This is a genomic window from Pseudocitrobacter vendiensis (assembly GCF_943590815.1).
Classification (GTDB): Bacteria; Pseudomonadota; Gammaproteobacteria; order Enterobacterales; family Enterobacteriaceae; genus Pseudocitrobacter; species Pseudocitrobacter vendiensis.
Map to the genome: position 1 here is coordinate 5,636 of NZ_CALSBS010000038.1, position 25,296 is coordinate 30,931.

Consider the following 25,296-nt stretch of genomic DNA (forward strand, 5'->3'; position numbering starts at 1 on the left):
GTGTCTAAAACGATCAATATCATCGCCCGTAAAACCGCCAGCAAAACTGTTCTCAATAGTGAAGGGAACCTCTCGATTTTGCTGACAGAACCGAGCGTAGTACAGATTCAGGGGGCGCCGGCAAACGTCGAGCGATATGTTCGACAGGGAAAAGACCTGCTCATCTACATGAAAGATGGCTCAGTCATCCGTTGCAGCAACTATTTTTCGTCTTTTGGCGAAGAGGACGGTAAACAGTCTGAACTGGTATTCATGGATGACAATCAGCAACTGACCCATATCACCTTTGCCGAAACGGGTGAAAGTCTGGGGATGGGGCAGGTCGTACTGACACCGCAGGCGACACCGATTGCCAGCATTGAACCGTTTATCGAACAGAGTGCGCTGGATAATCTGCCGTGGGGCTGGATTGCGGGGGGCGTGCTGCTGGGCGGTGGCGTTGGCGCACTGCTGGCAAATGACAGCGGTGGCGGGCATAAGACAACGGTTATTGATAACACCAAACCGGTTGAGACGGCGAAGCCGTCGTTTGTCGTTTCTGACGATCAGGGCGATAAACAGGGTGTACTGAGCAGCAACGCCCTGACGGATGACACCACGCCAACCTTCTCCGGCACAGGGCAGCCGGGGAGTACGATTCAAATCAAAGATGCCAGCGGCAACACCGTCGCCAGTGCGATGGTCAGCAGCGACGGCACCTGGAAAGTGACATTACCGACCCAGAATGCAGGCAAGCATACCTGGAGCGTGGTGCAGATCGACGGCAGCAAAACCACCGATGGCGGCAAAATTACGCTGGAAGTGGTGACGGCGAAGGCCAGTATTACCGCAGACACTGTGAGCGGCGATAACGTTGTCAACGCGACAGAAGCCGCCAGCGCCGTTATCGTTAGTGGGCAATCGAAAGAACTCGCGGCGGGCACGACGCTCACCGTTACGCTGAACGGTAAAACGTACACCACCGAGGTGGGGACGAATGGAAGCTGGCAGGTATCCGTTCCTTCTGCGGATATCGGCAAACTGGCGCAGGGTACGCACCAGGTCAAAGTGACCGGGACCGACAGCACCGGCAACATCATCACTGGCGAACAAACGCTAATGGTCGATACACGTGCGCCGAACACCACCATTGGTAAACTCACCGATGATAACGTCCTGAACAGCGGTGAACTGGCGTCGGCACAAAGCCTGAGCGGCACCACCGATGCCGAAGAAGGCCAAACGGTCACCGTAAATATCGGTGGAAAGAACTGGACCACGACCGTCCAGGCGGGCGGGAAATGGCAGATTTCCATCGATGCCGATGCGCTTGCCACGCTGCCGCAGGGCGCGAATGCCATCACCGTAACGGTCAGCGACAAAGCGGGTAACGAAACCACGACAACGGGAAGCGTGACAATAAGCAGCGTCGGGCCAGCCCTGTCGGTGGACAGCCTGACCTCGGATAACGTGCTGAATGCCCAGGAGCAGTCGGAAGTACAGATCCTCAGCGGCACAACCGATGCCGCACCGGGGAGCAAAGTGGAAGTGACCATCAATGGCACAACCATTATCGGCGCTATCTCCAGCGACGGTAAGTGGAGCGCGCCGTTAACGCCTTCGCTGATTAGTCAGCTAGAGCAGGGCCAGCACACGGTCAAGATTACGATAACCGATGCGGCGGGTAACGTCAGCAGCGGTGACCATACCTTCACGATGGCGGCTGAAGCGCCGGTTATCCAGATTGATGATATCAATGGTGCGCAGACGCTGAACGCCGATAGCGTTAGCCAGCCGTTGACCATTTCCGGTACGACTAACCTTGCATTAGGCACCGAATTAACCGTTACCCTGAATGGCCAGGCTTATCAGTCTACCGTTGAAAGTGCGCAAGGAGGGGGCAACTGCTGGTCGGTTATCGTGCCGGTGGAAGACCTTGTATCGCTGGATAACACCACTTACTCTGTGACCGTCGCGGGGACTAACGCGATTGGGAACGCGGTCGAAAACAGCGGCAAGCTGGTGGTGGATACCTTATCGCCGGTCGTGACGCTGAATACCGTCGCCGGCGATAACCTGCTGGGCGTAGACGATGTGGCGCAAAGCCAGTACATCACCGGATCTGTCAGCTATGCGAAACCGGGCGATACCGTCGCCGTCTCGCTGAACGGCATCTTGCTCGGCAACGCGACGGTTAAAAGCGATCTGAGCTGGGAAATGGAGGTGACCTCCGCGCAGTTGCACGCGCTGGGGGACACCGAAGTGAATATCACCGCCACTGTCACCAACTTCAGCGGCAACAGCGCCACGACCCACGGGGCGTTTGTGATCAGCGCAAACCTGCCGGGTCTGGGCGTGGATATCGTCTCCGGCGATGACATCATTAACGCCATCGAACTGAATCAATCACTGACCATCAGTGGTACCAGCAGCCATATTCAGACGGATACAACCGTACAACTGGAGATCAATGGTCAACAGTTTACCGCGCAGATTGGCCCAGGCGGGCGCTGGCAGACAGGCATCAGCAGCGATCAACTGAAATCATTGGTTGAAGGTCAGGACAGCCTGACGATCAACGTCTCTGCCAACGATGGCTTTAACGAGGCGACCGGCAGCCATGGTGTGACGGTCGATCTTAACCCGGTCGCTGTCTCCATCAATCCGGCGACGGGCGATGATATGATCAATGCCGCCGAGAAAGGGGCGGGGATCTCGCTGGAAGGCCTGACGCAGAACGTAGAAGCGGGCCAGACAGTCGTCATTCGCATTGGCGGCGCAACCCTGACGGCCACGGTAGAGGACGATGGTCGCTGGCATTGCGATGTGCCGGCAAGTGTACTGTCTAACCTCGCGGACGGTGCGGCGGATATTCAGGTGAGCGTCACCAATACCAGCGGCAACACCGCCAGCAGCGGTCGCCAGGTTACTGTCGATACCCAGCCGCCGTCTGTCAGCATTGACTCCCTGACCGATGACAACATTCTTAACGCCGCGGAAGCGAATCACGCCACCGGGCAAATCCTGAGCGGCATTACCTCAGCAGAGCCGGGGCAGACTGTATCCGTACGCCTCAACGGTAAATTGTACTCCGCAGAGGTGGCGGACAACGGTACCTGGAGCGTGACTGTTCCGAGCGCTGATTTAACCGCGCTGGGTCAGGGTGCGCAGAGCGTCACCGTAACCGTACTGGACCGTGCGGGCAACAGTAGCACCACCTCGCAGGACATACTGGTCGATACCCTCGCACCGACAGTGAGCATCGACGCCTTCACCGCCGATAACGTGATAAACCAGGGCGAGCATCAACTGGCGCAGGTGATCTCCGGCTCAAGCACCGGGGGCGTTGCGGGTGACAGCGTGACGGTCACGCTGTATTACGGCACCGGCAGTGATGCGCCGAAAGAAACCTTCACCACCGTACTGGATGCTGCTGGCCGCTGGAGCATTGGCGTCGCCGCTGACAAGATCCAGGCCCTTACCGCAGGTGACGCGAAAATTACCGCCAGTATTACCGACAAGGCCGGAAACACCGGCGAGAGTGAGAATGTCTTTAGCGTGAGCCTCGCCGCACCGGAAATCGCCATTGATAGCGGTGTGGCGAGCGACGATGTGATTAACGCCATCGAAAAAGGCCAGAGCCTGGCGATGAGCGGTACCAGTAACCAGCCTGGCCGCCAGATAACAGTGACTCTTAACGGGCGTGAATACCAGACTACCGCCGACGCGCAAGGTGACTGGTCGGTCACGATCTCCCCGGCAGATCTCGCCGCGCTGGGCGAAGCGCAATACATCATTAGCGCAAGCGTAACGGATAGCGCAGGCAACAGCACCTCGACCAGCCATAACGTAGTGGTGGATACCGCTGCGCCTCAGGTAGTGATCAGGGGTCTGGATGGAAACGCTGACGGCGTGATCAACGCTAATGAACTGAGCACCGGACAGGTGCTGAAGGGCAATGTCGTTAATGCCGAACCCGACAGTAAGGTGACGGTGACCGTTGGCGGCATAACGAAAATCGCGACGGTTGATAATAACGGTGAATGGCAGATCGCGTTAACCGCCGATGAACTCACCGCGCTGGGTGACGGCGTGCTGAACTTTACCGCTGAAGTCACCAATGCGCACGGAAATCGTGGTGTTGGTGAATATCAGGCGGAAATCGACGCGAACATTCCTGGTATACGCATTGACACCGTTGCGGGTGACGACGTGGTTAACCTGATCGAACACGGCGCGGCGGTTACGATTGGCGGTACGGTAAGCGGTGTGAACGCGGGGGCGAAGGTAATTGTCACCGTGAACGATAAAGATTACAGCACCAGGCTGAACGATGACGGAACCTGGTCAGTGACGGTATCGGCTGAGGATGTGGCTCGCTGGCCGAACACAGAGGTGAAGATTAACGCGAGCGTTGATGATCTCGCGGGAAATACCGGTTCCTGGCAACATACGATCGATGTGGATCTGGATGCCGTGGCTATCTCAATTGAGAGCGTTACCGCTGATAACGTGATTAACGCCACTGAACAAGGGCAGCCGCTGATCCTGAAGGGAACCACGGAGAGGGTCGAACCGGGCCAGACGGTGACCATTCTGTTTGGCGGTCATCAGTACACCACCACCGTCGATGAAAACGGCGACTGGCGCTACACTCTGTCACCCTCTGACATGGCTTCGCTGCGTGAAGGTGACGCGACGGTGCAGGTCAGCGTGAGCAACCAGAACGGCAATCAGGCGCAGAGCGCGCAGGATTACAGGGTTGATCTCAGTGCGCCGACGATAGTGATGGATGCGGTCACCGGGGATAACGTGATTAACGCGGCGGAAGCCACTGCCGGGTTTACCTTTGAGGGCCAGAGCAATGCGGAGCCGGGCCAGAAAGGCCAGGTAAGCTGGAATGGCAAGTCGTATGACATTGCGATTCAGGCCGATGGGCGCTGGAGCGTCACGGTAGATGCGGCAGATGCAGCCCTGATGCCGCAGGGGGCTCAGCAGGTTACCGTTACGCTGGCGGACAAAGCCGGGAACAGCACAACGATCACGCAAACGCTGCTGGTGGATACGCAAGCGCCTGTTGTCACCATTGATAACGTCGGCGGCAGCGATAACACACTGAACAGCACCGAACATCGCCAGTCGCAAATTATCAGCGGCAGCGTCACGGGCGCATCGGCGGGGGATATTGTCACCGTTACGGTCGGTACAGGCGTTGACGCCTGGAGCATCACCACCGTGCTGGACGCCGCCGGACGCTGGAGCGTCGGGATGCCGGCGGATATCGTCAGTGGGCTTATCGAAGGTGAACACACGGTTTCCGTTGCGGTTAAGGATACCGCCGGAAACACCGGCAAGGGTAACCATGATTTTGAGGTCGCCCTGACTGCGCCCGATATTACTATTGATGCAGTGGAGAACAACGGCGTCATTAACGCCCAGATGCGCGGTGAAGGCATCACCATCACCGGTACAAGCAATCAGTATGGCGTTGACATCACCCTGACGCTAAACGGGCAAAATTATACCGTCACAACGGATGAGAAGAATGGTCATTGGGAGGTGGATCTGTCACCTGCCGATCTGGCGCTGCTGGGCGAGGCGGGTTATACGCTGGTCGCCAGCGTGACCGACGCGGCGGGTAATACTGCCAGCGCCAACCAGACTATCCTGGTGGATACGGCGGCTCCGGTGCTCATCATCGACGGTCTGCAAAACAATAATGATGATGTTATCAACGAGAACGAACTGGCTGCCGGGCAGAAACTGACAGGCTCCACGCAGAACGTTGAAGCTGATAGCAAAGTGATCATCACCATTGGCGGTCAGGATCATGAGGCGGTCGTGGGCGCGGATGGCCGCTGGGAACTGGATCTCTCGCAGTTGATGCTGGAGGAATTAGGCGATGGACGTCTGACGGCGACCGCCTCTGTCAGCAACGAACATGGCAACAGCACGCAAAGCCAGTATCAGTTCACCATTGATATCGACAAACCGGGCATTCGTATCGACACCGTGTCGGGCGATGACGTTATCAATATCATTGAGCATCAGCAGGATCTGCTGATCAGCGGTACGGCGCAGGGCGCGGAAGCGGGTGCGGATGTGATTGTGACGGTCAACGGCGTTCAGCACACCACCACTCTGCATGCCGATGGTAGCTGGTCAGTCAACGTGGGGGCGCAGGAAGTCTCAGGCTGGAATAGCAGCGAAGTCACCATCGGCGCAAGCGTTGCCAACATCAACGGTAACCAAAGCGCCATTGAGCATAAAGTTGAACTGGATCTCAGTAAAGCGGCCATCACCATCGATCCTGTCACCGCCGATGACGTCCTCAATGTAAAGGAGCGCGGCGAACCGTTGTCGCTCGGTGGTGCCGTCTCGGGTATTGAAGACGGTCAGCATGTCACGGTCACCTTCGCGGGCCATCGCTATGATGTTGAAGTGGTTGGCGGTCGCTGGGCACTGGAGGTTGCAGCGGTGGATATGGGCAGCCTGAAAGAGGGCGATGCCAGCATCAGCGTCAGTACCAGCAATATCAACGGCAACAGCGCATCGGCGGAACGCCAGTTTACGGTTGATTCCACACCGCCGACCCTCAGCATCAACACGGTTGAAGCGGATAACCAGGTTAACGCGCTGGAAGCCGGGGCCGGTTTTGATATTAGCGGTACAACCAACGCCGAAGTGGGCCAGACGGTGAGTGTTAAATGGCTGGGTGAAAACTATACCGCCGACGTCAAGGCCGATGGCACCTGGCGCGTACACGTCGATGCCGTTAAGGACGTCACGACGCTTGCGCAGGGGCTGCAAACTGTTGAGGTTAGCGTAGAAGATAAAGCGGGCAACAGCACCAGCCAAACCCACAGCGTGAATGTTGATACGCTGGTTCCTGAACTGACCCTCACGCCGGTGACCGGTGATAACAAACTCAACGCCACCGAACTGAAACAGGCGCAGATTATTTCGGGTACCTGTCTGAACGCAGAGCCGGGCGCGGTTGTCACCGTGACCTTTAATAACAAAAGCTACACCACGGTACTGGACGACAACGGCAACTGGCAGCTGGGCGTTCCGCCAGCAGGCGATCTGATTGCCGGTGATTACCCGCTGGTGGTTACGGTCACCGACAGTGCTGGCAACATCGACACGCTCACCAGCATTGTGCAGGTGGTGCTGGATCTGCCGTTAATCGCGATTAACCAGGTCGCGGTTGATGATGTGGTGAACGATGCGGAGAAAGCCGCAGGGATCACCATTACGGGCAGCAGCAGTCAGCCGGGACGCGACATTCTCGTCAACCTGAACGGCCGCGATTATACCGTTCAGGCAGACACCTATGGCGACTGGCAGGTCACGGTTTCCCCGGCGGATTTAGCCGCGCTGGGCGAAGCGAGCTATACGATCACCGCCAGCGTCACCGACGAAACGGGCAACCATCAGAGCGCCAGTCGTCCGATCACCGTAGATACCTCTTCGCCGCAGGTCACCATTACGCCGCTGGCGGGTGACGATGTCATTAACCTTGAAGAGAGCGGACAGGATCAGTTCATTAGCGGTACGGCGAAAAATGCCGAAGTGGGCAGCAAAGTGGTGGTGACGCTGGGGGGACAAACCTTCGAGACGACGGTTGCAACCGGTGGCGTCTGGACGGTCACTATTCCGAAAGATACCTTTAGCGCCTTTGGCGATGGCCCGTTGACAGCCACCGCGACGGTCACTAACGGCCGCGGCAACAGCGGCAGTGCCGACTACGAATTAAGCGTAGATACGGGTGTACCGGGTCTGCGTATCGATACGGTGGCGGGCGATGACGTTATTAACATCCTGGAAGCCCAGAGTGATGTGACGATCAGCGGCACCAGTACGGGCGTGCCAAAAGGGCATGATGTCACGGTAACCCTTACCGGAATGCGTGACGGCGTGGTGGAAACCACCACCTATACCACGCAGGTGAATGCCGATGGTCGCTGGTCAGTGATCGTCCCTGAATCGGATGTCAGCCGTTGGCAAAACGGCGAACTGAGCATTGTCGCCAGTGCTGAAAACGTTTCAGGTAACGCAGGCAGCAGTTTCGGCCATCTGGCGCAGGTTGACCTGAATGCGGTCGCGATCAGCATCGATCCGGTGACTGACGATAACGTAATTAACGCTGAAGAGCGCACTGACGGAATCACCCTTACCGGGAAAACCTCCGGCGTTGAAGCAGGGCAGACGGTGACAGTCACTCTTGCCGGGCATCAGTACCAGGCGGCGGTAGAGGGTGACGGAAGCTGGCGTGTTGACGTGCCGGCCACCGATCTGGCGAGTTTGCGTGATGGTTCAGCCAGCGTACAGGTCAGCGTCAGCAACGTGAATGGCAATCAGGCTGATGCAGGCCGCCAGTATGAAGTGGATGTCACTGCGCCTGTATTGAGCGTTTCCGCCGTAGCGGGTGATAACGTCATCAACCTGGTCGAAGCGGAAGGCGGCTTTGTGGTCAGCGGCTTTAGCGATGCCGAGCAAGGGCAAACGGTACAGGTTGAATGGAACGACGCATGGTTTAGCGGCACGGTGGCTGAAAATGGCGCATGGAGCATTACGCTGCCTGCGGCGCAAAGCGCGTTGTCGCAGGGGCTGTTAGAGCTGACGCTTAAAGTCAGCGATCAGGCAGGCAATGAAACCACGATTACGACCGAAGTGAATGTAGATACGCTGCCGCCGGTGATTACCGTGGATAAGATTACCAGTGACAATATCCTCAACGCCACGGAGCATGGTCAGGCACAAATTATTAGTGGTACGTGCAGCAATGCGGAAGCCGGGGCGATTGTGACCGTCACGATTGATGGGAAAAACTACACCACCGCGCTGAACAATGAAGGAAAGTGGAGCATTGGCTTACCGGCTTCTGCGGTTTCCGCACTGAGCGAAGGAAGTAACCCACTGGTGGTCACGGTTTCTGACAAGGCTGGCAACCAGGGCCATCTGGATAGCGCCATCAACGTGAACACCGCACTGCCGAACATTGCTATCAATACGGTGACCAGCGATGACATCATCAACCTGAATGAAAAAGGTCAGGATCTGGCAATCACCGGGACCAGCAACCAGCCGAATCAGACCATTACCGTTACGCTGAACGGCGTGCTTTACACCACGGTTGCAAATAGTGATGGCGACTGGACGGTTAACGTACCGCCTTCAGCGTTGTCGGATCTGGGGGAAGCCAGTTACACCGTGACCGCCAGCGTGACCGACTCGCTGGGCAACCACAATACCGCCAACCACGATGTGCTGGTGGATACCACGTTGCCGCTGCTGACCATCGACACCATCGCCGGTGATAACGTCATTAACGATGACGAAATCAAAACCGAGCAGACCATTAGCGGTCGCGTGGTTAACGCGGAAGCCGGGCAAAAAGTCCATATCGATATCGGACTCAGCGAGCCTCTCGAAGCCCTGGTGCAGGCGAATGGCACATGGTCGGTGAACGTCAGTGCGGATACGTTGCAGAGCATTGGTTATGGCGACCTGACGGTGAAAGCCTGGGTTGATAATCAGAACGGCAACCGGGGCGAGGCCAGCCGTGAGATCCTGCTCGATGTCTCTTACCCATCTATTCGCGTCGATACGGTGGCGGGCGATGACGTCATTAACGCCATCGAACTGGGTCATTCCCTGGTGCTTTCCGGCACATCAACCGGGCTGGATAACCTTAAAGGGCTGATAATCGCCATTAATGGCGTGCGCTACGATGCCGCGCTGGATACTAACGGTAACTGGCAGCTTCTCTTCTCGCCGCAAACGATGCAAACCTGGCCGGAAGGCCCTCTGGTCATTGCCGTTAGCGGCACTAACGCCTCGGGTAATGTGCAAAACATTGCGCATACGGTTGAGGTCGATACGCAGGCCGTCGCGGTGTCGGTCAACACGTTGTTCACTGACGACCGTCTGAATGCAACAGAGCAAGGGGCTCCTCAAACGCTGACTGGCGAGACGCGCGGTGTCGAAAGTGGTCGTGATGTCATCATTACGCTGAATGGCAAACAGTATACGGCGACCGTGACTGACGGGGCCTGGAGCCTGACGCTAAGTGATACAGACCTGGGCGCGCTGCGCGATGGTCAGACAACGGTTCAGGTTTCTGTCTCTAATGCGCACGGCAATACCGCCAGTGCGGAACGCCAGTTCGTGGTCGATACCGAATCCCCGATGCTGACTCTCAACACGATCGCGGGCGATAACATTATCAACAGTACGGAAGCCACTGCGGGTGTCACCCTCAGCGGCACAACGAATGCAGAAGTTGGCCAGACGGTCACCGTATCCGTAGGCAACCAGACGCTGGGAACGGCGCTGGTGCTTGCGGGCGGAGTCTGGAGCCTGGTTGTAGACGCCAGTACGCTGAATACCCTGGGGCAGGGTTCACACGATCTGACCATCGTGGTGACGGATAGAGCCGGGAACAGCACCTCGCTGGATCACGGTGTTCTGATTGATACCGCATCCCCAACTATCACTATTGATAGCCTGACCACCGATAACGTCCTTAACGCGACCGAAGCGGGTCAGGCGCAGGTGATCAGCGGCAGCAGCGCGGGGGCGGCAGCCGGAGACAAAGTGGTTGTGACGTTGGGTGATAACACCTATTCGACCATCGTGGATGGCAGCGGACGCTGGAGTGTCGGGGTTAAAGCCAGCGATCTGGCGGCGCTTGATGATGGTGAGCATGTGATTGAGGTGGCGATCACCGATGCCGCAGGTAACGTCGGGACGGGGTCCTTCCCGTTTGCCATTGACACGGCGGCACCGCTTCTGACTATCGGGATGATTGCCGAAAACGATCTCCTGAGCAGCGATGAGCGCAGTACAGACCTCACTGTGTCCGGTACGTCAGATATTCTGGCTGCGGGCGTGCAGGTGACCGTTCGTCTGAACGGTAAAACTTACTACGGCGTAACGGAAGCTAACGGAAACTGGTCGGCGATTGTGCCGAAAGAAGACCTTCCGGCGCTGATGGATAACCATCAGTACGATGTGAGCGTGAGCGCGACGGATGCCGCCGGGAATACCGGAAGCGCCAGTCGTCAGTTGGATATTCAGGTTAGCCTGCCACGCATCACCATTGATGCGATTGCAGATGATGATGTGGTGAATAACACGGAAGCGCAGGACGGTATTACCCTGACCGGCTCCACCGATGTGGCCGTGACCGCGGTGACCGTCACCATTGGCGGGCAGACGTTCACAGGCGATCAGGTGGTGCTGACTGACGGCGGTACACGCTGGTCGTTAGCGCTCGACGCTGAGACCCTCGCCGGGTTGGGCGATGGTGCGCTGACGGTCAACGTCACCGCGACGGATGCCAATAACAACCAGGGCGCGGCGGAACGCGAAATGACCATCGACGCCAGCCTGCCGGGGATCCGCTTCAACACAGTTGCAGGTGACGACATCATTAACGCCGCCGAGCTGAATCAGTCTCTGTGGGTGAGCGGAACCAGCGAGCATATCGCCAAAGGGACGAAGTTTACGCTGACGTTGAAGAATGGCGATAGCGAGATTTTTTCGTCTGATGACGTCATGATCGGCAACGACGGGCGCTGGATCATCGAAATTCCTGCCCAATACGTCAGTTCAATGAATGACGGCACGGCCATCCTGACAGCTAGCGGCGCGAATATTTCCGGCAACATGATTGCGGTCAGCCATGAAGTCGCCGTTGTGACCGCCGGGCCAGCTATCGCGATTGATGCTTTCAGCGACGATAACATTATTAACGCCAGCGAAGCGGCGACGGGCTATGTACTTAGCGGTACCAGTGTGGGTGCTGAGCTGGATAACGAGGTAGTGGTGTATGTCGGTGGACAACGACTAACGACCACCATTCAAGCAGACGGCACCTGGGAAGTGCCGGTGAATAGCGTGGTGTTTGCCGCCATTAAAGAGGGCAGCGTGGCCGTTGAAGCCAGCGTGACAAACACGCAGGGCAACAGTGCCAGCGCAAGCGGAACTTTCGTTCTCGATACTGCGCCACCGACGCTTTCGGTGAACCCGTTGACCGCCGATAACGTGATTAACGCCAGCGAAGCGAAAGTGGAGCAGGTCCTGAGTGGTTACACCAATGCAGGTGAAGGGCAAATCGTTACCGTGAATTTCGGTAGCGATAGCGTACAGGCCGAGGTCAAAGCCGATGGCACCTGGGAAGTGAACATCCCATCAACGGCGTTCAGCAGCAATGGCACCGTGCAGTTTGACGTGAGCGTCAGCGATGTGGCGGGCAACCCAACGCAGATGCAGCACACCGTGGAGGTCGACACGGTTATTCCGCAGGTCACCGTGAACCTGCTGACCGGCGATAACATCATCAACGCCACCGAAAAAGGCCAGGCACTGGTGATTGACGGCGGCAGCACAGACAGCGCAGCGGGCGACATGGTTATCGTGACCCTGAACGGCGTGGAATACCACACCGTGGTGGACAGCAACGGTGAATGGCGCGTGGGCATTCCGGCAAGCGAAGTTGCCAAACTTAGCGAAGGCGACAATAACGTCACGGTCGTGATTGCCGACCGGGCCGGGAACGAACAGACAGTACCCCATGACTTCACCGTCAACACCGGCAAGCCGCAACTGGATATTGATACGCTGGCCGAGGATGGCGTACTCAACGCGACCGAAAAAGGCCAGCCGCTGACTATCAGTGGCACCAGCGATCTGTCAGAAAATACTGAAGTCCTTGTGACGCTGGCGGGGCTGAGCTACACCACGAAAACAGATTCTGACGGTAAATGGAGCGTTGAGGTGAGCCCAGCCGATCTGGCAACGCTTGGCGAAGCAAACTACACCGTAAGCGCCAGTGCCGTGGCGAGCGATGGTAACAACGTGACCACCACAGAACCGCTGCTGGTTGATACCAAAGCGCCTGTGGTGACGGTCTCTATCATCGCCGCTGACGACATCATTAACACTACCGAAGCGCAAGGCTCGGTGCTGATTGGCGGCAGTGTCACTGGTGCGGCTTCTGGCGATCGCGTCGTTGTCACCCTCAGTGGCCTGGATGCGAAAACCACAACGGTGGATGCCGGAGGTAACTGGAGTATCTCCCTGACGCCAGCAGAGCTGGCAACGCTGGGCGATGGGCCGCTGACGGCAGAGGTGGCTGTTACCAATGGCCACGGCAACGTGGGTTCCGGTAGCCGTGATTTCACCCTCGACACAGGCGTACCGGGGATCCGTATCGATGCCCTGACCGGCGATAACATACTGAACATTGCGGAACTGGCGCTGGATGTATGGGTAACCGGGATGACCTACGGCGTTGAACCGGGCGCGATGGTGAACGTCACTATCGGCGCTGAATCCTGGCAAACGACCGTTAACCCGGACGGCAGTTGGGCGTTCAGCGTCCCACCGAGTGAGACTGGCGGCTGGAGTGATGAGATTACCGTTACCGCGTCCGTTCTGGACAACTCAGGTAATTCCGCGGCTATCAAGCAGGATGTGCAGATTGACAAGGCGCCGGTATCGGTAGCGATGGATGTTGTCACCATCGATAACGTCCTGAACGCCGCAGAAAAAGCGGGCGTCGTGACGCTGAGCGGCACAACCAGCGGTATCGAAAACGGGCAAGTTGTCACCATTACCGTGGGCAATAAGCAGTTTACCGCCACGGTCAATGACAACGCGTGGAGCACCACCGTTCCCGCCGGTTCTCTCAGCGCGCTGCGCGACGGCGAGGTGACCGTGCAGTTAAGCGTCAGCACGGCCAGCGGTAATAAAGCGACCAACAGCCATACCTTCGACGTTGACACGCACGCACCGGTGCTGGCTATTGATCCGGTTACGGCTGACAACATTCTGAACGGCACTGAACTTAGCCAGCCGCTGACCTTAACCGGTACCAGCGATGCTATCGGTCAGACGCTGACGCTGACACTGAACGGCAAACAGCACACCACTACCGTGGGGAGTGATGGTCGCTGGTCGATGAGCGTGAGTGCAGGGGATCTGGATGGCATGAGCGAGGGGCTGAACGACATCACCCTCGTCATTACGGATGCGGCGAACAACCGCACTGAAAGTACCCATTCCGTGCTGGTCGATACGGTTGCACCAACGCCAACCATCAACACGGTAGCGGGTGATGACAAGATCAACATCACGGAACTGGGCCAGGCGCTGGTGATCAGCGGCGGCGCCACGAACGGCGCGACGGGCGATAAAGTGAGTGTGGAACTGAACGGTAAACCGTACACCACGCAACTGGATGCAAACGGAAACTGGAGCGTTGGTATTCCGGCGGCGGATATGGCCGCGCTGGAAAGTATCCGTTACGAAATTGATGTGACGGTGACCGATAGCGCGGGCAATAGTCAGTCGCTGCAACACACCATTGACGTTGATACCGGCATTCCGACACTACGCTTTGATACCCTGTCTACTGATGGGGTGCTTAACGCCATTGAACAGATGCAGCCTCTGGAGATATCGGGAACCAGCTCACTGGCAGAAAACACGGTGATCACCGTTACGCTGAACGGGATGAACTATCTGACGACCGTCGGCGCGGGTGGCGTATGGTCGGTCTCTGTTCCGGCTGATGCGTTGGCGAAACTGGGCGAAGCGGAATATACGCTGACCGCCAGTGCCGCAGGGGATACCGGAAACAGCGTGACGGATACGACGTCGCTGCTGGTGGATACCCGCGCACCGACGGTCACCATTCTGCCGGTGTCCGAAGATGACATTATCGGCATGACCGAAATGGCGGGTGTCGTGACGATTAACGGTACGGTGAGCGGCGCGGCAGAAAATGATGTGGTGACGGTGATTATCGCCGGGCAATCGCATACCACAAACGTGAAGAGTGACGGTACCTGGACGGTTGCGTTGGATGCAGGCGAACTGTCTGCACTGGGCGGCGGGCCGCTTACCATTACCGCGAGCGTCACCAACGGTCATGGCAATATCGGCTCCGGCCAGCACGGAATAATGCTCGACAGCACTGAACCGGGTATTCGTATTGACAGCGTGACGGCGGATAACACCCTGAACCTCGCTGAGCGTGCGTCCGACCTGGTGATCAGCGGGACAACCACCGATGTCGCGACAGGCAGCATTGTGACGGTCAGCGTGAACGGTACCGCCGTGGGAACCGCGGCAACACGGGCTGACGGTTCGTGGCTGCTGCAACTGACCCCAGATCAGATGGAAAGCTGGAGTGGGGCGTCGATCACCGTGAACGCCAGTGTGGCGAACGTGAGCGGAAATGTCGCTGCGATTAACGAGACCGTGGCGCTGGATCTGCGCGAAACCTCCGTTTCTATCAACCCGGTGACGGCTGATAACGTGGTGAACGCGACGGAAAAATCAGGCGAAATCGTTCTGACGGGCGACACCACTAACATCGACAACGGGCGTACGGTGACGGTGACGGTAAACGGCAAGCAGTTTACCGGCACGGTGCAGGATAACGCCTGGAGCGTGACGCTGGATGCGGGGGCACTGAACGGGCTTCGCGATGGTGATGCTGTCGTGCAGGTGAGTGTCTCTAACGCCAGCGGCAACAGCACCAGTAACAGCCTGAATTTCGTTATTGATACCACCGCACCGACAGTCTTCATTGATGCGGTCACCGCAGATAACGTGCTTAACAGTACAGAAGCGAGCGGAGAAGTGACGGTGTCGGGCACAACCACGGCGGAAGTGGGTCAGACGGTCACGGTGAATATTGGCGGGGTTGAACAGACCGCGCTGGTGACCGCAGGCGGCATCTGGACGGCTATCTTTGCGGCCGGTGCGCTCAGTAACCTGGCGCAAGGTTTAACCACCATTAACGTTAGCGTGAGCGATAAGGCGGGTAACCCGGCTTCCGGTAACCACACCTTCCTGATTGATACCCAGGCACCGACAGTAGCGGTAAACGATCTGACCGCCGATAACATCATCAACGCGGCGGAAAAAGGCCAGGCGTTGGTGATCAGCGGGACAACTGTTAACGCGAATGTCGGTGATACGGTGGTGGTGGAGTTTAATGGCAAACCGTACACCACGCAGGTGGATGCCAGCGGTACATGGCGCATTGGGGTCACCGCAGAGGATATGGCGACCCTGGCGAACGGCAGCGGTGAACTGACGGTAACCATTACCGACAGCGCCGGGAACAGTTCGTCCGCCACGAAGGCGTTTGAAGTCGATTTGGGCGTACCGACGCTGACCTTTGATGATATTGCCGAGGACAATGTACTTAACGCCATTGAGCGTGGAACCGATCTGGTCATTAGCGGTAAGAGCAGCGGTCTGGCGGAAGGCTCAATCGTGACCGTCACGCTGGGTGGGCGTGAATATACCGCGCAAACCGACAACAGCGGCAACTGGTCACTGTCTGTAGCACCGTCTGACCTGGCCTTGCTGGGTGACGCGGGCTATACGGTTAGCGCCAGCGCCAGCAGTGCCAACGGTAACCCGGTTTCCGGCAGCACGCAGTTGCAGGTTGATACCCGCCTGCCGGTGGTGCATATCGATTTGGTCGCGGGCGATGATGTGATTAACGTTAGCGAAGCGGGCCAGAATCTGACGATCGCCGGTTCGGTGAGTGGTGCAGCGCCTGGCGATCGCGTGCAGGTGATTGTTGCGGGCAAAACGCACACGGCTACTGTTGAGGCGAATGGCCTCTGGTCGGTCACCGTGGAGAGCAGCGATGTTGCCGGTTTTGGTGACGGCCCGCTGACTATCAACGCCAGCGTCGAGAATGCGCACGGGAATACCGGTTCGGACAGCCGTGATATCGCTGTCAATACCGGTACGCCGGGGATCCGCTTCGATACGGTTGCCGGTGATGATGTGATTAACAGCATCGAGCAGGGCCAGGCTCTGGCGGTGACGGGAACCAGTTCCGGGCTGGCAGAAAATGCCATCGTTACCCTGACTGACGGTCAGGGGGGAAGCTGGACCGGAAACGTCAACGCTGACGGTAGCTGGACCGTCTCTGTGCCACAAAATATAGTTGCAGGCTGGAACGCGGGCACGGTGCAACTGAGCGCCACTGCGGAGAATACCGCCGGGACGTCTTCCACCATGGATCACCAGGTCACGGTGGATGTCGCACCCGTGGCGATCACCATTAATGCCCTCACGGCTGATAACGTGCTGAACGCGATTGAGCGCGGCGAAGCGCTGACGGTGAGTGGCGCAACCAGTAACGTGGAAAGTGGGCAGACGGTCACGGTGATGCTGGCGGGCAAAGCCTGGACCGCACAGGTACAGGATGACGGAAGCTGGCAGTTTAGCGTTCCGGCAGGGGCGCTGAACGCACTGCGCGATGGCGCAGCAAACGCCACCGCCAGCGTCACCAATCAGCATGGCAACAGTGCCAGCACCGAGTGGGCATTCAGCGTCGATGCGTCCGCGCCGACGCTGACAATTGCGGCGGTGACGGCGGATAACGTCCTGAATAAAGCCGAAATTGAAGGCGTAGTCACCCTCAGCGGTACCACCAGCGCTGAGGCGGGCCAGAGCGTTACTGTGCTTATCAATGGCCAGTCTTATGGCGGCCCGGTCACGGTGGACAGCGATGGAAACTGGAGCCTGACGCTCACCAGTGGCGCGCTCGAAGGGCTTCAGTCGGGCAGTGCCAGCGTGACCGTTAGCGTAACCGATAAAGCAGGCAACAGCACTACCGCGACGCATCAACTGACCGTTGATACCGTTGCGCCGACGGTGACCATCGACATGATTTCCGGTGATGACATCATCAACGCCGCAGAGCAGAACCAGGCGCTGGTTGTGACCGGTAGCAGCGTTGGTGGCACCACAGGTGATAGCGTGAGAGTGGAAGTGGGCGGCAACGACTACATCACTCAACTGGATGCGCAGGGGCGCTGGAGCGTGGGCATTCCGGCTGCCGATATGCAGGCGCTGGATGCGGGTCAGCAGAGCGTAAACGTCTCCATAACCGATAGCGCGGGTAACACCGGCAACGCGTCTCGCCCGGTCGTGGTGGACAATGGTCAGCCATGGCTCAGCTTTGGAGCGATTGCTGGTGATAACGTACTGAACGCCATTGAACAGGGCGTCAACCTGACCCTTAACGGTACCAGCGATGGTCTGGCGGCGGAAACGTGGGTGACGGTCACACTGAACGGCAAAGAGTACCGCACGCAAATTGATACCAGCGGTAACTGGTCGCTGGAAGTAACGCCAGCGGATCTGGCACTGATTGGCGACGGCACGTACACCGTTACGGCAAACGCCAGCAGCGAAGCGGGGAACCCAGCCGCCGGCTCTGCGCAACTGGTTGTAGATACCCGTGCGCCAACCGTCACCATCAACACGATTACCGACGATAACATTCTTAACAAGGATGAATCTGCGCTGGAAATCGTGGTGAGCGGCAAGGTCTCCGGCGCGGCGGAAAACGACATTGTGTACGTTCTGCTGGCAGGGAAAACCTATGAGGCGACCGTTGATGCCAGCCTGAACTGGCAAACGACGATCCCGGCGGGCGAACTCTCCGCCGTTGGTGATGGCGCACTGACGATCACCGCCAGTGTCACCAACAGCCACGGCAACCTCGGCAGTGCCCAGCATGATTTCATGGTCGACTACAACGAGCCGGGTATCCGCTTTGATATCGTGGCCGGCGACGATGTGATTAACCTCAGCGAACATAATCAGGCGCTGGTGGTGAAAGGCAGCAGTGAAGACCTTCCAGTCGGTACGAAAGTCACGCTGGTTATTGGCACGAATACCTACAGCGGCGTAGTTGCCGCAGATGGTAGCTGGTCAGTGGGTATTGATGCCGACGATGTGAAGACGTGGAGCGAAGGCAAGCTGGAGATGACCGCTAGCGCCAGCAGCGCAGCGGGAAATCCGGTAGAGATTAGCCATGAAGTCACCGTTGACCTCGCGCCTGTCTCTGTCTCGGTGAATAACGTTACCGACGATAACGTGCTTAACGCGCTGGAGATGAAACAGGATCTGACCCTGAGCGGCACCACAACGGGTGTTGAACAGGGGCAAACCGTCACGCTGACCTTTGGCGGCAACGTCTACACCACCACGGTTGGGGCTGATGGCACATGGAGCCAGGTTATTCCTGCGGCTGCGTTGTCTGCCCTGCGTGATGGCACGGCGCAACTGTCGGTTGAGGTGACCAATAAAGTAGGTAACCCGGCCAGCACCAGCCATGAATATCAGGTGGATACCACTGCACCGCACATCACGCTGAACCCGGTCACGGCGGATAACGTGATTAATATCGCCGAAGCCGAAGCCGGTGTTGCGGTCACGGGCGCAACCGACGCCCCGGTGGGGACAACGGTTACCCTGACGCTGAACGGCGTGGATTATCGCGGTAGCGTACTGGCTGACGGTACCTGGCAGGTTGACATGTCTCCTGAGGCACTGGCGACGCTGGCCTCCGGGCAATATACCTGCACGGTGACGATTGCCGATACGGCGGGTAACCCGGCAAGCGTCAGTCAGACTGTCACGATTGATACTCTGCCGCCAGACGTGAGTTTTGATACCACGGCGGGCGACGACGTTATTAACCTGGCGGAGCATGGTCAGGCGCTGGTTGTTAGCGGTACGACGACGGGAACCGTGGCGGGTAACACCGTCACCGTTACCGTGGGCGATTACACCGTCAGTACCGTTGTCGATGCTAACGGCAAATGGAGCATTGGGGTTCCGGCCGATATCGTTTCTGCGCTCAACAACGGTACGGTCGATATCAGTGCGACCGTCACCGACAGCGCGGGCAATGCCACCACGCAGGGCAAAGTGGTCACGGTCAATACCTCGAATATCCTGTTGACGCTGGATACGCCTGCGGTCGATGGCGTGCTGAACGCCAGCGAGCAGGGCAAAGCGCTGACGCTGAAAGGGTCGAGCAGCGGCCTGCCGGAAGGCAGCGAAGTGACGATCACCCTGAACGGCAAGCATTACACCGCGACGGTAACGGGCGATCGCTGGACGACGACGATCCCGGCAACCGATTTAGGCTTGCTGACCGATGGTCAGCGTTACACCATTTCGGTGAGCGCTCAGGACAGTGCGGGCAACATCGGCCAGGCAGGTCAAACATTGCTGGTAGACACCACGCCGCCAGAAATTATCATCGCGCCGGTTTCCGGTGACGGCATGCTCAATGCCGCAGAACACGGCCAGGCGCTGGTGATCAGCGGTACGACAACGGCAGAAGCGGGGCGTACCCTGACGCTGACCGTTAACGGTAACAGCTACACCGCGACGGTGAACGCTGACGGTAGCTGGCAGACAACCGTACCGAAAGCCGATGTCGCCCAGATGGGTAACGGCACCATTCAGGTGGATGCGATGGTCAGCGATGCATCCGGCAACCTCGGCAGCAGCAGCGAAACCTTTGTTGTGGATACCGTACCGCCAGTCGTGACGATTAACGTCGTCGCCGGAGATGACCTGGTGAACTCGCCAGAGCAACTGGTGGCGCAGACCGTGAGCGGTAAAGCGGAAGGCGCAGCCGGGCAGACCATCACCGTAGAACTTGCCGGGCGCACCTATACGGCGAAAGTGGCGGCGGATGAAACCTGGAAAGTCACCGTTCCGGCACTCGATTTTGTCGGCCTGGTGGATGGCAAATACACCATTACTGCCAGCGTGAAAGATGCGGCGGGCAATACCGGAAGCGGTAAGCATGAAGTGACGCTGAGCGGCGAAAAACCGGTTATCGCCATCAATACCGTGGCGCAGGATGACGTGATCAACGCCGCTGAACGCGGTCAGAGCCTGACCATCTCCGGTACGACCACGGCGCCGCAGGGCCAGAAAGTGGTGGTGACGCTGAATAACGTCACCTATGAAACCACCGTGCAGGCGGGGGGCATCTGGTCGGTGCTGGTGGGGGCGGTTGCGCTGATGGCGCTGACCGACGGCAATGCTTATGAGATAAAAGCCAGCGTCACTAACGCCATTGGCAACAGCGGTGAAAGCGTCCACGGCATTAGCGTTGACCTCACGCCGCCGCAGATGTCCATTTCAATTGATAGCCTGACCAGCGACAGCGGGTTAGCCAGCAACGACTTTATTACCAACGTGGGTAATATCGTGCTGAACGGTTCGCTTGGCGCAACGCTCGGGGTGGGTGATAAAGCGCAGATCAGCCTCGATGGCGGCATAAGCTGGATTGATCTGGTCGTCAATGGTACGCAATGGAGTTATGAAGATGGCAGCACGCTTGCCGATGGTACGCACAACTATCAGGTGCGGGTCGTTGATCAGGCGGGTAACGTCGGCGCGACCGACAGCCAGAACGTGGTTCTTGACCGCGTGGCGCCGGATGCCAGCCAGAACATCATCATCGACCGTATCTCCAGCGATACGGGGATTGCTGACGATGACTTTATTACTCACAGTACGACTTACTCGCTGGAAGGGCGACTGGGCGCGGTGCTGAATACCGGTGAGCATCTGCAAATTCGCGTTAACGGCGGCGCGTGGGTCGAGCTGGAAGTCAATGGTACCGACTGGATCTACGCCAATGACAAGGCGCTGGCTGATGGAACCTATGCCTATCAGCTACGCGTTATTGACGATGCGGGTAACGTCGGCCAGACCGCCAGCAAAACCGTCACAGTGGACACGGTACGCCCGGATATGGCGAACCAGGTCACTATCACGCATATCTCGGACGACAGTGGCCTGAGCGACAGCGACTTTATTACCAATGATAAAACGCTGACGATCCACGGCTCGCTGGTGAGCACGCTCCAGCCGGGTGAATATGTCCAGATCAGCATGGACGGCGGCGTCACCTGGGTGAATACCATCGCTATCGGGACCTCCTGGTACTACAACGACACGCAGGTTCTGGAGGATGGCAACCATGACTACTGGGTGCGTGTGGTCGATGCGGCAGGTAACGTCGGGACGACAGACAGTGCCACCGTCACCATCGATACGGTGAAACCGGACGATACGAAAACCATTACGGTCGACAGCATCTCTGATGATACCGGGTACAGCGATAGCGACTTCCTGACCAATGACACCTCCATCACGCTGTACGGCACGCTGGGGGCAGAACTGAGCGCGGATGAACGCGCACAGATTAGCCTCGATGGCGGCAAAACCTGGATTGATGTGGTAGTGAATGGCACAAACTGGCGCTACATCGACACCCGCGAGCTGGATGACGGTGAAAACCTCTACCAGCTGCGCGTTGTCGATAACGCCGGAAACGTCGGGCAGACGACGCAGCAGATTGTCACGGTGGATACCAATGCGCCGGGCGGCGTCACCAAAGTGGTGGGTTACATCGATAATACCGGGTCGGATATCGGGAACTTTGGCGCGAACACCGTTACGGATGAACGCTTACCGGTTCTGCGCGGTACGCTGCTTGAGACGTTGAAAACGGGCGAATTTGTCCGGGTTTACGACAGCAATGGCGACTATCTGGGACGCGCCAGTGTGACCGGTACAGAGTGGACGTTTGCGCTGACGGAACCACTGCGCGACGGCCAGACCTACGGCTATCAGGCGGCAGTGGTCGATGCAGCAGGTAACGAAGGCACGCTCTCTGAGGTGATGAACTTTACGGTTGAGCTGCCGATTACCATCAACATCCAGGACACGCTGGATACGACGCCAATTATCAGCGGTACGCTGAACTTTAACCGCTACGCGGACGAGTATCTGGAAGTGACGATTGCCGGTACAACCTACAGCTCACGCACGGGCGATGTGGTGATTGAGCCGAACAAGAACAGTTGGTACGTGCAGTTGAAGGATTTACATGCGCTGAATGTTGACACCTATGACGTCTCTGCCGTGCTGTTCAATAAAGATGGTCAGGAGATCAGCCGGGATAAAACCGGCAGTGAACTGACGGTATCGGCCGCGCCGGTAATAAGCTTTAGCTCCACAGCGGCAACCAGCAGTGACAGTGGTACGGCGATGACCCTCGATGAGGATGGAACCTGGCGTATTTTGAGCAACTCCACCATCTTTACGCAGAATGGAACCACCTCGTCGACGCTGGGCTCGTTTAATTCCGTATCACTCAGTGGCACAGACCGACAGCAGTCTTCATCGTTTATCGACTTCGATCGCGATGGCCTGATGGATCTATTGGGATCGGATACGGAATACGGTAACGGGCAGCAGTCATTTAAGTACAACAGCGATGGTACCTACACCACATTCCAGGTTGGATCTTATGGTGTATCGGGGCAAACCAATGACGGCAATGCCAATACCTACTCCTGGTGGGCGGGTGTAATAGGCATTGACTTCAACGGTGACGGTTACGTGGATGTGGCCTACGGCGATGGTACGCCAAACGACTCCGAGGCGCGCGGTGGCTATGACTCGCAACTGGTCATGAACACCGACGGTACCATTCTCGGATTCGATAAAACCGGCGCCTATGTCTATACCTCCACAACTCAGGATGGGGTGGCGTCAACCAACAACAACAACGCCCAGCCAAGCCGTGAGCTGTCGGGCGTTGACCTGAATAACGATGGTTATGTTGACCTTGCTTATCACGGTACTGGCGGTTCGAATACCACATCGAAGGGCGGTTCAAGCTCGTCTGACAAGCGTTTGGTGATTGTCAGTAACGGGGTGAATGATGCCGGAAATATGACGCTGACGAATACCCAGATCGTCACAGATGTGTTCTATGGCAATACCGGAACCACGGCCAACCGCTTTACTACCATGATGTGGGCAGATCTTAATGGCGATGGTTTTATGGATCTGTTCATTGGTGGATTGGGTGGACAAGGTGGAAGTTATGGTGCCAATAGCGCTATCTATTACAACGATGGTAAGGGGAATTTGACCCCGGCTTCCAATGGCGTAGGCGCCGGTTACAGTGTGCAAAACTTCGGTGATGAGATCAGCAGCATGACCTCCATCGCCGTTGACTGGAACGGCGACGGCAAAATGGATGTGATTGAAATTGCAGGGGAAAGGGGAAGTACCGCCCTCGGTAACGCCAATAACATCGTCGCTCTGTGGACCAACCAGGGAACGAACGTGACCACCGGACAGGTGAACTGGAGCATGCCGCAGACGCTGTTGCAAAACGCCAACCTGAGCAGCACGTATGTGAGCACCGGTGGGCTGGCGATTGACCTTGACTATGACGGCGACCGCGACCTGGTGGTGTTCAGGGCGCAGGGCGGTGCAACCGCCTATGTCGAAAACAAGAGCGTCATTAAAGATGGCACCAGCATGATCCTGCGTTTGACTGATGCTAACGGCATTAACGTCTTCTACGGCAACACGGTACTGCTGGTGGATGAAGCGACAGGCAAAGTGGTCAGTTCGCAAATCATCAACCCGCAGGGTGGGGTCAACATGAACGACTCGACGGCGCTGGTCTACTTCTACGGGCTGGATGCCAGCAAGTCGTACAGCGCGGTGCTGCTGGCAAACGGTCAGCACTACGGTGGCGTTGAAAACTTCTCCCTTGATAACTCCGGCACATTGACGTCAGTTGCTAACGTTAATAGTACCTGGGCCGGGTTGAAAGCGGTGGAGAAAAACCACGCTTACGTCCTGACTGCTGAAAACGGCGATAAAGCGGCCGACAGTGCGCTGGCGGCTGATGACAATGGTAACACCACCGGGATTCTGGGCACGGGCTACAACGACACGCTGTATGCGACAGCAGGCACGCATGTCTATAACGGCGCGGGCGGCAGCGTGGTGGTCTCCGATGAAAACGTCTGGAGTTCGACAGGCGGTATGGACATCGTTGACTACAAACTGGCGGGTGATACGGCGCTGAAGGTTGACCTGAGTAACGCCAGTGCCCAGGAAACCGGCTTCGGCAAAGCGACCTTCGTCAATATTGAAGGTATCGCGGGCGGTGGCGGCAACGATGTGTTTACCGGTAGCACCGGCGATAACATTTTCGAAGGCCGTGGCGGTGACGACACCTTCAACATCGGCAACGGTGGTCAGGACACGCTGCTCTACAAACTGCTCAATGGTAGTGACGCCACCGGCGGCAACGGTAGCGATGTGGTGAAAGGCTTCACGCTCGGTACCTGGGAAGGGACGGCGGACTCGGATCGCATCGACCTCAGCGACCTGTTGCAGGGCAGTGGCTACACCGCCAATGAAAGCGCGCACTACATCAATGGCATTGCGCAGATGGACGATCCGAACAGCGAACTGTTGAGCTATCTGAAAGTCACCACGGATGGCAGCAACACGCTGATTCAGGTTGACCTGACCGGGCAGGGCGGCGATTACACCACGCTGGTGACGCTGAACGGCGTTCAGACCGACCTCGCGACGCTGCTGGCAAACCATCAGTTAATTGTAGGCTAA

At 57.6% G+C, this 25,296-nt stretch carries 1 protein-coding gene; it reads left to right on the forward strand.

Going from position 1 to position 25,296, the window contains the following annotated elements; translation table 11 throughout:
* Window positions 1–25,296, forward strand: a complete 25,296-nt coding sequence (locus NMC31_RS23575) for an Ig-like domain-containing protein (RefSeq protein ID WP_253899270.1) — start codon at window positions 1–3, stop codon at window positions 25,294–25,296.